This window comes from Streptomyces auratus (assembly GCF_050433025.1).
GTDB lineage: Bacteria > Actinomycetota > Actinomycetes > Streptomycetales > Streptomycetaceae > Streptomyces > Streptomyces sioyaensis.
In genome coordinates this window covers 1,231,633-1,244,674 of sequence record NZ_JBNGCB010000003.1, presented here as the reverse complement: position 1 = coordinate 1,244,674, position 13,042 = coordinate 1,231,633, and the positions used below count along the sequence as shown (strand labels likewise).

Below are 13,042 nucleotides of genomic sequence, written 5' to 3'. Positions count from 1 at the left end.
ACCTCAACTCCCCTGACTTCCCAGGCGTTTCCTGCCGGACAGCGACGGGCTCACCGACCACCACCCCGCCCCTCGATATGGCCGATTCCACCCCCTCACGCGCCCTTGTACGGACTACTTCCTGGGGGGAGGCTGCCAAGTGACGCCGAGGGGCCCCGGTGCGACACCGGACATCCGCTACACCGCAACTCCGCTGTGATCACACCGAGTTGAGGAGGCGAACGCCGACCGTGTCAGCGCAGCGCCGTAAGCACCCGTGCGGGGGCGACAGCCCGTCCGCCGGGGCGCGGCGGATCCGCGGTGCGGCACCGGTGCACAGCCCGGCGGACTTCCCGGCCGCCCCGTGCGGGACGGCCCGCCGGGAACGAAGGGCCTACCCGCAGGGGCGACCCCGCGCCGCACCTGCACACCGGATCCACCGGGGCACCGCCGGCCACAGACGGCCGGTGGAGCAGCGCCCCGCCCCGCCGTGCCATCCGCCAGCCGAGTGAAAGCGGACAGGAGCGCCCATGCCCGCAGCCGTTCCCCTTGCCGTAAAGCGGATACAAAGGGCAGAACCCCGCAAAGCACCACAATCCCAGGTGAGCCCATGATCGGTCGCATTCCTGTTCTGGACATCCGCCCGCAGATCGATTGCGGCCGCCGCCCGGCGAAGGCCGTGGTGGGTGAGACCTTCGAGGTCTCGGCCACCGTCTTCCGCGAAGGGCAGGACGCGGTCGCGGCGAATGTGGTGCTGCGCAATCCGGCCGGCCGCTGCGGCCCCTGGACACCGATGCGGGAGCGGTCACCCGGCACCGACCGCTGGAGCGCCGAGGTCACCCCCGCCGTCGAGGGCCGCTGGTCGTTCACCGTCGAGGCCTGGTCCGACCCGGTCACCACCTGGCGCCGGCACGCCGCGATCAAGATCCCCGCGGGCCTCGACACCGAGCTGATGCTCGCCGAGGGCGCCGAACTCCATGAGCGGGCGGCCGCGGAGGTCCCCAAGAGCGACGGGCGCGAGGCGGTGCTGGCCGCCGTGGACGCACTGCGCAACCCCGACCTGCCCGCCGCCACCCGGCTCGCCGCCGCCCTCGCCCCCCAGGTCACCGAGGCGCTGGACCGCCATCCGCTGCGCGAACTGCTCACCGTCTCGCGCCCGATGCCGCTGGTCGTCGAGCGCCGGCGGGCCCTGTACGGCTCGTGGTACGAGCTCTTTCCGCGCTCCGAGGGCGCCACCGTCGCACCGGACGGCACGGCCGTCAGCGGCACCCTGCGCACCGCGGCGGACCGGCTGCCGGCCGTCGCCGCCATGGGCTTCGACGTGGTCTATCTCCCGCCGGTCCACCCCATCGGCAACGCCTTCCGCAAGGGCCCCAACAACGCGCTGTCGGCCGGCCCGGACGATGTCGGCTCCCCCTGGGCCATCGGCTCGGCGGCCGGCGGCCATGACGCCCTCCACCCCGACCTGGGCACCTTCGAGGACTTCGAGCACTTCGTGCGCACCGCTCGTGAGCTGCGGATGGAGGTGGCCCTGGACTTCGCGCTGCAGTGCTCCCCCGACCATCCCTGGGTCACCCTGCACCCCCAGTGGTTCCACCACCGCGCCGACGGCTCCATCGCCTACGCCGAGAATCCGCCGAAGAAGTACCAGGACATCTACCCGCTCGCCTTCGACGCCGACTTCCGCGGGCTGGTCCGCGAGACCGAGCGGGTGCTGCGCTTCTGGATGGCCAAGGGCGTACGGATCTTCCGCGTGGACAACCCGCACACCAAGCCGGTGGCCTTCTGGGAGAAGGTGATCGGCGACATCAACCGCACCGATCCGGACGTGCTCTTCCTCGCCGAGGCGTTCACCCGCCCGGCCATGCTGCACACCCTCGCCCAGATCGGCTTCCACCAGTCGTACACGTACTTCACCTGGCGCAACACCAAGCAGGAGCTGACCGAGTACCTCACCGAGCTGTCCGGTGAGTCGGCGTCCTACCTGCGGCCCAACTTCTTCGTGAACACCCCGGACATCCTGCACGCCTACCTCCAGGAGGGCGGCCGCCCCGCCTTCGAGGTACGCGCCGTGCTGGCCGCGACGCTCGCCCCCACCTGGGGCGTCTATGCCGGGTACGAGCTCTGCGAGTCGACACCGGTACGGGCGGGCAGCGAGGAGTACCTCGACTCGGAGAAGTACCAGCTCAGACCACGCGACTGGGACGCGGCGGCGCGGGCGGGGCGCACCATCGCCCCGCTGATCACCACCCTCAACCGCATCCGCCGCCGGCACCCCGCCCTGCAGCAGCTGCGCAATCTGCACTTCCACCAGGTCGACAACGACGCCGTCCTCGCCTACTCCAAGCGCGAGGGGCACGGCGAGCGGACCGACACGGTGCTCACGGTGGTCAACCTCGACCCGCACCACACCCACGAGGCGACGGTGTCGTTGGACATGCCGGAACTCGGCCTCGGCCGGCACGAGTCCTTTCCGGTGCGCGATGAGCTCACCGGCGATACCTACCAGTGGGGCAGCGACAACTATGTGCGCCTGGGGCCGGGCAGCTCACCGGCGCCCGCCCATGTGCTGTCGCTGCGACCGTCCTCACCGATCGGAGGGTCACCCAATTGATCGTCAATGAGCCCGTCCCCGATACCTTCGAGGACACCCCGGCGAAAGACCGCGATCCCGACTGGTTCAAACGGGCCGTCTTCTACGAAGTCCTGGTGCGCTCGTTCCAGGACAGCAATGGCGACGGCATCGGCGACCTCAAGGGCATCACCGCCAAGCTCGACTATCTGCAGTGGCTGGGGGTGGACTGTCTCTGGCTGCCGCCCTTCTTCAAATCACCGCTGCGGGACGGCGGTTACGATGTCGCCGACTACACCGCGGTGCTCCCCGAATTCGGTGACCTGGCCGACTTCGTGGAATTCGTGGACGCCGCCCACCACCGCGGGATGCGGGTCATCATCGACATGGTGATGAACCACACCAGCGACCAGCACCCGTGGTTCCAGGAGTCGCGCACCGACCCCGGCGGGCCGTACGGCGACTATTACATGTGGGCCGACGACGACAAGCAGTACGAGGACGCCCGCATCATCTTCGTCGACACCGAGGCCAGCAACTGGACCTTCGACCCGGTCCGCAAGCAGTACTACTGGCACCGCTTCTTCTCCCACCAGCCGGACCTCAACTACGAGAACCCGGCGGTCCAGGAGGAGATGATCTCCGCCCTGCGCTTCTGGCTCGACCTGGGGATCGACGGCTTCCGGCTGGACGCGGTGCCCTATCTCTACGCCGAAGAGGGCACCAACTGCGAGAATCTGCCCGCCTCGCACGCCTTCCTCAAGCGGGTCCGCGCGGAGATCGACGCACATTATCCGGACACCGTGCTGCTGGCCGAGGCCAATCAGTGGCCGGAGGACGTCGTCGACTACTTCGGCGATTACGGCGTCGGCGGCGACGAATGCCATATGGCCTTCCATTTCCCGGTCATGCCGCGGATCTTCATGGCGGTACGCCGTGAATCGCGCTATCCGGTGTCGGAAATCCTCGCCAAGACCCCGGCGATCCCGTCCGGCTGCCAGTGGGGCATCTTCCTGCGCAACCACGACGAGCTGACCCTCGAAATGGTCACGGACGAAGAACGCGACTACATGTACGCGGAGTACGCCAAGGACCCGCGGATGCGCGCCAATATCGGCATCCGCCGCCGGCTGGCCCCGCTGCTCGACAACGACCGCAATCAGATCGAGCTCTTCACCGCCCTGCTGCTGTCGCTGCCCGGCTCGCCGATCCTCTATTACGGCGACGAGATCGGGATGGGCGACAACATCTGGCTCGGCGACCGGGACGCGGTGCGCACGCCGATGCAGTGGACGCCGGACCGCAATGCCGGCTTCTCCTCCTGCGACCCCGGCCGGCTCTTCCTGCCGACCATCATGGATCCCGTCTACGGCTACCAGGTCACCAACGTCGAGGCCGCGATGAGTTCGCCGTCCTCGCTGCTGCACTGGACCCGCCGGATGATCGAGATCCGTAAGCAGAACCCGGCGTTCGGACTCGGCAGCTACACCGAGCTGTCCTCCACCAACCCGGCGGTCCTGGCCTTCCTGCGGGAGGCACCGGGCACCGGCGGCGCGGACGACGACCTGGTGCTGTGCGTGCACAACTTCTCGCGCTTCGCCCAGCCCACGGAGCTGGATCTGCGGGCGTTCAGCGGCCGCCATCCGGTGGAACTCATCGGCGGTGTCCGCTTCCCGGCCATCGGGGAACTGCCGTATCTGCTGACCCTCGCGGGCCACGGGTTCTACTGGTTCCGGCTGCGCAGAAACTCCGGGTAGGCCGTCTGCGCCCTGACCGGGCACGGGTTGCCGGAACGACGCCCGTACGCGGCCGCATGGCGCGTACGGGCGTTTTTTGACCTTTCGCTCGGGCAGCCTCCCTACTACCGCACGGGCCGGGTGGGCCATCGTCGGTCCCGCCGGCCCGGCAGGGGGATACCGCGCAGCGGAGCAGCACGGGCCCGAATTCCGCTGCCGTACGGACGCTCTCGCACGAGGCGCCCCCGGACTCCGTCTGGGGGTACCCCCACCGCGCCGCCGCACAGTCAAGGCCGCATTCCGGGACACTTAGCCCTATATGTCGTGTGCCCGGGGAAAGGACGCGACGCCATGTCGGACACCGCCTCGACCCGTGCCACCCGCAACACCCCTGATCGCCGCCCGCTCGCCGGCGCACCCGATCTGCTGTCCTCGCTGGCCGCCCTGCTCACCGCATGGGTGCCCCGCCAGCGCTGGTTCGCCGGCAAGGGACGGATGGTCACCGGCTTCTCGCTGCTCTCGGCGACCGAACTGCTGCCGTGCACCACCGACGGCAGCGCGCCGGGCCTGCTGCATCTGCTCGTCCGCGCCCAGCAGAGCGCCCCGCCGAGCCGTACCCCGGTCGGCGACGACTGCTATCAGCTGCTGCTGGGGGTGCATCCGGCGCCGCCGCCGCAGCTGGCGCCCGCGGTGATCGGCCGCCCCGGCGGCGGTCCGCTGAGCGGCCGCACGGTCTACGACGCGCTGCTCGACAACCGGCTGTGCGGGGTGCTGCTGGAGCGGCTGCGGGTGCCGGGCCGGCTCGGCGCCCTGCGCTTCTGCCGCGAGCCGGATGCCGTCATCCCCTCCGGGCTGCCAGCCCGGCCGATCGCCGTCGAGCAGTCCAACTCCTCGATCGTGTACGGCGATTCCTTCATCTTGAAGGTCTTCCGGCGGATCGAGCCGGGCATCAACCCGGATCTGGAGCTGCCCCGGGCACTGGCGGACGCCAAATGCGCGCGGGTGCCGGCGCCCGCCGCGTGGTGCGAGACGGCGGCCGCCGGGGAGGGCGGCGAGGCGACCACGCTGGGCGTGCTGCAGCCGTTCCTGCCGGGCTCGGCGGACGGCTGGCAGCTGGCGCTCAACGCGCTGGCGGTGCGGGCCGACTTCACCGGCTCGGCGCGGGCGCTCGGCCATGCCACCGCGGAGGTGCACACCGCACTCGCCCAGACGCTGCCGACCACCGAGCTGCGCCGCCCGCAGCTCGAAGCGATCGCCGCCCGGATGAACGAGCGGCTGGCGGCCACCGCGCGCGCCGTGCCCGTGCTGCAGCCCTACCGCGCCCGGCTGCGTACCGCCTTCGACGCGCTGGCCGCGCTCGGCCGGGACGGCCGCAGCTGGGCCGCCCAGCGCATCCACGGCGATCTGCACCTGGGCCAGACCCTGCGCTCCGCCGACGAGGGGCGCTGGTCGCTGATCGACTTCGAGGGCGAACCGGCCCGCCCGCTGGCCGAGCGGCGCCGGCTCCAGCCGGCGGTGCGCGATGTCGCGGCGATGCTGCGCTCCTTCGACTACGCCGCGCGCAGCGGACCGGCCGGCGCCGACCCCTGGGCGCTGGAGTGGGCCCGCCGCACCCGCGACGCCTACTGCCTGGGCTATGCGGAAGCCGGCGGGCTCGACCCGCACTCCGTGCCCGAACTGATGCGCGCCTACGAGACCGACAAGGCCGTCTACGAGGTGCTCTACGAGGCCCGGCACCGGCCCGACTGGCTGGCCGTCCCGATGGCCGCCATCCGGCGGCTGGCCGCGGGCGGGGAGCCGGCCGTCGGGGCGGACGGATCCGGCGCGTCCCGGTCCGCCGGGTCCGACGGCCGGGGGTGAGGGGCCGCCGACGAACCGCCGCACCGCTGCCCGCAGACCCGCCGCCCGCAGACCCGCCGAGATCCGACCGATGCCCCGCCCCCGAGGAGGCCCCTCCCGTGACCGCCCGCCCGCCGTCCCGTCCGCACCCGCCCCACACCGCGCCCGCCCGGGACGCCACCGACGACAGCACGGCGGGGCGGTCCGGCCATCCGGCGACGCCCCGGCCGCCGGCCGCCGAGAATCTGACGCCCACTCAGGGCGCCGCCGGCGGCGGTCCCGTACACCGGCTGCCCCTGACCCCTCGCGCGCCCGCGGCGCCCGGAAGGACGGCGGGGCTCCCGAGCACCTTCCGTGCGGCCCGGCCGGCGCAGCCGGCGGCCGGCGGGCACGGGGTCCGGGCCGCCGCCCCGCTGTCCGACGAGGACCGCGGCCGGCTGCTGGACGGTGCCCATCACGACCCGCACGGGCTGCTGGGCGCCCACCCCGTACGCGGCGGGCTGCTCATCCGGGTCCTGCGGCCGGGTGCGCAGCGCGTCACCGTCCTGGCGAAGGGGCTGCGCGCCGACCTGCTGCCCGAGGGCGACGGGCTGTTCGCGGGGGTGCTGCCGCTGCGGACCGTCCCGGACTACGAGCTACTGGTCGACTACGGCGACCACGCGCCGACCGTGCACGACCCCTACCGCTTCCTGCCCGCGCTCGGCGAGCTGGATCTGCATCTGTTCGGCGAGGGGCGGCACGAGGAGCTGTGGCAGGCCCTCGGCGCGCGGATCATGGACCACCAGGGGGTGACCGGCACCCGCTTCACCCTCTGGGCGCCCAATGCCCGGGGTGTCCGGGTCGTCGGCGACTTCAACTACTGGGACGGCACCGGCCATCCGATGCGGTCGCTGGGCTCCTCGGGCGTCTGGGAGCTCTTCCTGCCGGGCATCGGCGCGGGCGAGCTGTACAAGTTCGAGATCACCCGGCCGGACGGCACGAAGACCATGCGGGCCGACCCGATGGCCCGGCGGACCGAGTGCCCGCCGGCCACCGCCTCGGTCGTGGATGCCTCGCACCACCGCTGGACGGACGAGGACTGGATGGCCCGGCGCGGCGAGCGCCCCGTGCACCAGGCGCCGTTCTCCGTCTACGAGGTGCATCTCCCTTCCTGGCGCCCCGGCTTGACGTACCGTCAGCTGGCCGAGCAGCTCCCCGCGTACGTCAAGGACCTGGGCTTCACCCACGTCGAGTTCATGCCGGTCTGCGAGCATCCCTTCGGCGGTTCCTGGGGCTATCAGGTGACCGGGTTCTACGCGCCGACCGCCCGGATGGGCACCCCGGACGACTTCCGGCAGCTGATCGACGCGCTGCACCGGGCCGGCATCGGTGTCCTGATGGACTGGGTGCCGGCGCACTTCCCCCGGGACGACTGGGCGCTGGCGGAGTTCGACGGCCGGCCGCTCTACGAGCACCAGGATCCGGCCCGGGCCGCGCACCCGGACTGGGGCACCCTGGAGTTCGACTACGGCCGCACCGAGGTCCGTAACTTCCTGGTCGCCAACGCCGTGTACTGGTGCGAGGAGTTCCACATCGACGGCCTGCGGGTCGATGCCGTCGCCTCGATGCTCTATCTCGACTACTCGCGCGAGGACGGCGGCTGGACGCCGAACGTGCACGGCGGCCGGGAGGACCTCGACGCGGTCGCCTTCCTCCAGGAGATGAATGCGACGGTCTACCGCCGCTGCCCCGGTGTCGTCACCATCGCCGAGGAGTCCACGGCCTGGGACGGCGTCACCCGCGCCACCCACCACGCCGGGCCCGGCGGTTTCGGCGGGCTGGGCTTCGGCCTGAAGTGGAACATGGGCTGGATGCACGACTCCCTCGGCTATGTCGCCAAGGAGCCGGTGCACCGCAAGTACCACCACGGCGAGATGACCTTCTCCATGATCTACGCCTACTCCGAGAACTATGTGCTGCCGATCTCCCATGACGAGGTGGTGCACGGCAAGCGCGCGCTGGTGTCGAAGATGCCCGGTGACTGGTGGCAGCAGCGCGCCAATCACCGGGCCTACCTCGGATTCATGTGGGCCCACCCCGGTAAGCAACTCCTCTTCATGGGGCAGGAGTTCGCCCAGGGTGCGGAGTGGGCGGAGAGCCATGGACCGGACTGGTGGCTGCTCGACCCCTCCTACGAGGCGGAGGCGGACCACCGGGGCGTCCGCGATCTGGTGCGCGACCTGAACCGCCATTACGCCGCCGCGCCCGCGCTGTGGGAACGCGACACGGACCCGGCCGGCTTCTCCTGGATCGACGGCGAGGCGAGCGAGGACAACGTCTTCTCCTTCCTGCGCTTCGCCGCCGACGGTTCCCCCCTGATCTCGGTCACCAACTTCTCCCCCGTCGTACGCCACGCCTACCGGCTCGGCGTCCCCGATCACATCCCCGCCTGGCGCGAGGTCCTCAACACCGACGACCCGCGCTACGGCGGCAGCGGTGTCACCAACCCCGGCCCCCTCACGACCGAACCGACCCCCTGGAACGGCCGCACCGCGTCCGTCTCCATCGTCCTCCCCCCACTGGCCAGCCTCTGGCTACGACCGTCCCGACCACCTCACGGCTGATGGCTGTCGGACCCTTCCGCCGCGGCTGCGGCACCCCCGCCGAACAGATCCGTCCCCGACGTCGCTATGGCCCGTTCCTCCTTGTTCGTACCCCCGCGCAGCCGGCTCGGGCCGACCGCGCCTTCCCTGTCATCCACATGGTGTCAGGGGGCACTGACAATCGACCCTGGCCGAGAAAACCGCAGGTCAGAGGGGTCTGAGACGGGCGTGCGGCGCCTGGGCGCGCGGCAGGTGCCGCCCGGTCGCGCCGAAGGGGCGGGTGCCGCAGCCGGCACCCGCCCCTTCCCCTTACCTGCGCTCCGGATCAGACCGGGGCGGACGCCTTCTCCGCCCCGCCGTCGCGCGGCCCGACGACGTCCACGGGACCCGGCTCTGCGGGTGCCTCGTCGGCGAGCGACTTCTCGTCGAACGGCGCCTTTCCGGCCAGCACCTCCGCCACCCGGCCCTTGTCGATCTCCTTGGTCCAGGTGCCGATCAGTACGGTGGCCACCGCGTTGCCCGCGAAGTTGGTCAGGGCGCGCGCCTCGCTCATGAAGCGGTCGATGCCGACGATCAGGCCGACGCCGTCGACCAGTTCGGGGCGGTGCGACTGCAGGCCGCCGGCCAGCGTCGCCAGGCCCGCACCGGTGACGCCCGCCGCCCCCTTCGAGGCGATGACCATGAACACCAGCAGCGAGATCTGCTGCCCCAGCGGCAGCGGCTTGCCCATCGCCTCGGCCACGAACAGCGAGGACATCGTCAGGTAGATGGCGGTGCCGTCGAGGTTGAAGCTGTAGCCGGTGGGGACGGTGATGCCGACCACCGGCTTGCTGACGCCCAGGTGCTCCATCTTCGCGATCAGCCGGGGCAGCGCCGACTCCGAGGAGGAGGTGGACAGGATCAGCAGGAACTCCCGGGCGAGGTACTTCAGCAGCAGGAAGATGTTGATCCCGGCGCAGAGGCGGAGCAGCGTGCCGAGCACCACGAGCACGAACAGCAGACAGGTGACGTAGAAGCCGACCATGATGACGGCCAGCGACTTCAGCGCGTCCAGCCCGGTCTCGCCGACCACCGCGGCGATGGCGCCGAAGGCACCGACGGGGGCCGCCCACATGATCATGGCCAGCACCCGGAAGACCAGCTTCTGGAGGTGCCCGACCCCGCGCAGCACCGGCTCGCCCGCCGAGCCCAGCGCCTGCAGTGCGAAGCCCACCAGCAGCGCCACCAGCAGCGTCTGGAGCACCTCGCCCTGGGTGAAGGCGGAGACCAGCGTGGTGGGGATCATGCCGAGCAGGAACTCCGGCAGCGACTCGCCGCCACCGGAGGCCTGGGCGTGGCCCGCGTGCCGCACGGTCTCGGTCAGGTGCAGACCGGAGCCGGGGTCCAGGATGTTGCCGACGACCAGGCCGATGGCCAGCGCGACGGTCGACATCACCATGAAGTAGCCCAGCGCCAGCCCGCCGACCGCGCCGACCTTGGCGGCCTTCCGGACCGAGCCGACGCCCAGCACGATGGTGCAGAAGATGACCGGCGAAATCATCATCTTGATCAGGTTCACGAACCCCGTGCCCAGCGGCTTGAGCTGGACGGCGACACCGGGGGCGGCGAAGCCCACGATGATGCCGAGCAGGACCGCCCCGATCACGGCGAGGTAGAGGAAGTGGGTCCGGTCCCGCTTCGCCGGCGCGGTCTCCTCGGTGGTGCCCCCACGCGGTGGGGTCTGTGCAGCCACGGCTGCCTCCTCAGGTCTTCGGCTGTGCGCTGATCTGCGGCTCTGTCACACAACAAAGTCCCGGCGACTATGCACGCCGTTGTGGCGCCCGTCACCCTTACGTACATTTCGTTCACGCGAAAGTGACCGTGCAGACGGTTTCGCGGTCTCCGTGCACACTGTTCGCATGCGACTCCCCCGACCCCGGCCGCCCCGACGGCTGCGGGGTCCCCGCAGCCTCGCCGGCCAGCTCTTCGCGATGCAGGTCGTGCTGGTGGCGGTGGTCGTCATGGGCTGCGCCGTCTTCGCGTACCTCAGCGCCGGCCGGCAGGCGGAGGAGACCGCACGGCGGCAGGCGACCGCGGCGGCCACCGCCGTCGCCGACTCGCCGGCCGTCGTGGCGGCGGCCCGCAGCGCCCACCCGACGGCCGCGCTCCAGCCGTACAGCGAGCGGCTGCGGCGCGATGCGGGCGTCGACTTCGTGGTGGTGATGGCCACGGACGGGACCCGCTGGACGCACCCGGAGCCGTCCGCGATCGGCAAGAAGTACCTCGGGCACATCGGTCCGGCGCTGCGCGGCGAGATCTTCCCCGAGACCCACATGGGGGTGCTCGGCCCGTCCGTACGGGTCGTCGCCCCGGTCCGCGACCCGCAGCGCGGCGGCCGGATCACCGCGCTGGTCAGCTCCGGGATCACCATCAAGACCATCAGCGCACAGCTGCAGGACCAGGTCCTGGCGCTGGCCGGGGTGGCGGCCGCGGCGCTGGCGCTCGGCGGCCTGGGCACGTACGTGATCAACGCCCGGCTGCGGCGGCACACCCACGGGATGAACGCCGGCGAGCTCGGCCGGATGCACGACTACCACCAGGCCGCGCTGCACGCCGTCCGCGAGGGGCTCCTGATGCTCGACGGGCAGCGCAGGGTCGCCCTGATCAACGACGGCGGGCAGGAGCTGCTGGGGCTGTCCGGCGACGCGGTGGGCCGCCCGGTCACGGAGCTGGGGCTGCCCCCGGCGCTGACCGAGGCGCTGCTGGCGCCCGGCCCGCGGGTCGACGAGCTGCAGCTGACCGGCGAGCGGGTGCTGGTGATCAACTCCTCGCCGGTCTCCGGAGGTGAGCGGCGCGGGAGCGTGGTCACCCTCCGCGACCACACCGAACTCCAGGCGCTGTCCGGCGAGTTGGACTCGGTACGCGGGTTCACCGAGGCGCTGCGCTCGCAGGCCCACGAGGCCGCCAACCGGCTGCACACCGTGGTGTCGCTGATCGAACTGGGGCGGTCCGAGGAGGCCGTGGAGTTCGCGACCGCGGAGCTGGAGCTGGCCCAGGCGCTGACCGATCAGGTGGTCGGGGCGGTCGCCGAGCCGGTGCTCGCCGCGCTGCTGCTGGGCAAGGCGGCGCAGGCCAACGAGCGCGGCGTCGACCTGACGCTGACACCGGACAGCCGGATCGACGACGGGCTGCTGCCGCCCGCTCTGCCGGCCCGTGACCTGGTCACCGTGCTGGGCAACCTCCTCGACAACGCCATCGACGCCGCGGCCCCGCCCCGCGGGCACGGCGCCGACGGCCCGCCGCGGGTGGCGGTCACCGCGCGGGCGGCCGACGGCGAACTGCTGCTGCGGGTGGCGGACAACGGGCCGGGCGTGGCCGCGGACGCCGCCCAGGAGATCTTCCAGCGGGGCTGGAGCACCAAGCAGAGCGCGGCGGCGCCCGCCCGGGGCCGCGGCCTGGGCCTGGCCCTGGTGCAGCAGGCGGTCCGCCGCAACGGCGGTGCCGTGACGCTGGACCGGGCCCCGGAAGGCGGCGCGCGGTTCACCGTACGGCTGCCGCTGCGGGCGGGGGCGACGGCATGAACGCGACGGCCGGCCCGGCGCACCCGGCCACGGGAGGAGGTGCCCGGTGACCCCCGCCGACATCCGGGTCCTCGTCGTCGAGGACGATCCGGTCGCCGCCGACGCGCACGCCCTGTACGTCGGGCGGATGCCCGGTTTCACCGTCTCCGGCACCGTGCACTCCGGCGCCGGGGCCCGCCGCCACCTGGAGGCGCACGCCGTCGATCTGCTGCTGCTCGACCTCTATCTGCCCGACGGCCACGGGCTGGCGCTGGTGCGCTCGCTGCGCGCGGCCGGGCACACCGCCGACATCATCGCGGTCACCTCCGCCCGCGATCTGACGATGGTGCGCGAGGGCGTCTCGCTCGGCGTGGTGCAGTACGTCCTCAAGCCGTTCACCTTCGCCACCCTGCGCGACCGGCTCACCCGCTATGCCCGGTTCCGCGCCACCACGGGCGAGGCCAGCGGGCAGGACGAGGTGGACCGGGCGCTCGCCGCGCTGCGCGCACCCCAGCCGGCCGCGCTGCCCAAGGGGCTGACCGCGGCCACCCTGCGGGCGGTGACCGATGTGCTGCGGGCCGCCGGCGGCGGGCTGACGGCCACCGAGGCCGCCGCCGACGTGGGGATTTCGCGGATCACCGCGCGCCGCTATCTCGAACATCTCGTGGTGAGCGGCCGGGCCGCCCGCGCGCCCCAGTACGGCCAGGTCGGCCGTCCCGAATTGCGCTATCGCTGGTCGGGGCATTGACCGGCTGTGACCGGTGACTTACTTTCAGCTGGCAGCCCCTCGTGGCC

General features: G+C 72.0%; 7 protein-coding genes. 6 read left to right on the top strand and 1 reads right to left on the bottom strand.

The annotated features are described in order from the left end of the window. The first annotated feature begins 589 nt into the window (after positions 1–589). From BKA18_RS25195 to glgB, 4 genes are all read left to right on the top strand, one after another. A complete protein-coding gene (locus BKA18_RS25195; protein ID WP_366045467.1) occupies positions 590–2,593 on the top strand; it encodes an alpha-1,4-glucan--maltose-1-phosphate maltosyltransferase in 2,004 nt (667 codons plus the stop codon). Continuing rightward, positions 2,590–4,308: a maltose alpha-D-glucosyltransferase gene (gene treS / locus BKA18_RS25190; RefSeq protein ID WP_093485244.1), complete on the top strand. Its 1,719-nt coding sequence runs from the start codon at positions 2,590–2,592 to the stop codon at positions 4,306–4,308. Before BKA18_RS25195 ends, treS begins: the two co-directional genes overlap by 4 nt. Positions 4,309–4,638: 330 nt before the next feature. After that, on the top strand, positions 4,639–6,147 hold the full coding sequence (locus BKA18_RS25185) for a maltokinase N-terminal cap-like domain-containing protein (RefSeq protein ID WP_366045468.1): 1,509 nt from the start codon (positions 4,639–4,641) through the stop codon (positions 6,145–6,147). A 98-nt stretch (positions 6,148–6,245) separates the two neighbouring features. Next, complete coding sequence (gene glgB / locus BKA18_RS25180; protein WP_366045469.1) at positions 6,246–8,729, top strand: 1,4-alpha-glucan branching enzyme; 2,484 nt, start codon at positions 6,246–6,248, stop codon at positions 8,727–8,729. 304 nt (positions 8,730–9,033) lie between these two features. Here glgB and BKA18_RS25175 read toward each other — a convergent pair whose 3' ends face one another. Continuing rightward, on the bottom strand, positions 9,034–10,440 hold the full coding sequence (locus BKA18_RS25175) for a C4-dicarboxylate transporter DctA (protein ID WP_006603023.1): 1,407 nt from the start codon (positions 10,438–10,440) through the stop codon (positions 9,034–9,036). A gap of 166 nt (positions 10,441–10,606) precedes the next feature. Here BKA18_RS25175 and BKA18_RS25170 point away from each other — a divergent pair, with 166 nt between their 5' ends. Together BKA18_RS25170 and BKA18_RS25165 are read left to right on the top strand one after the other, a co-directional pair. Continuing rightward, a complete protein-coding gene (locus BKA18_RS25170) occupies positions 10,607–12,268 on the top strand; it encodes a sensor histidine kinase (RefSeq protein WP_366045470.1) in 1,662 nt (553 codons plus the stop codon). Positions 12,269–12,314: 46 nt separating this feature from the next. Beyond that, on the top strand, positions 12,315–12,995 hold the full coding sequence (locus tag BKA18_RS25165; protein ID WP_366045471.1) for a response regulator: 681 nt from the start codon (positions 12,315–12,317) through the stop codon (positions 12,993–12,995). The last annotated feature ends 47 nt before the right edge of the window (positions 12,996–13,042 follow it).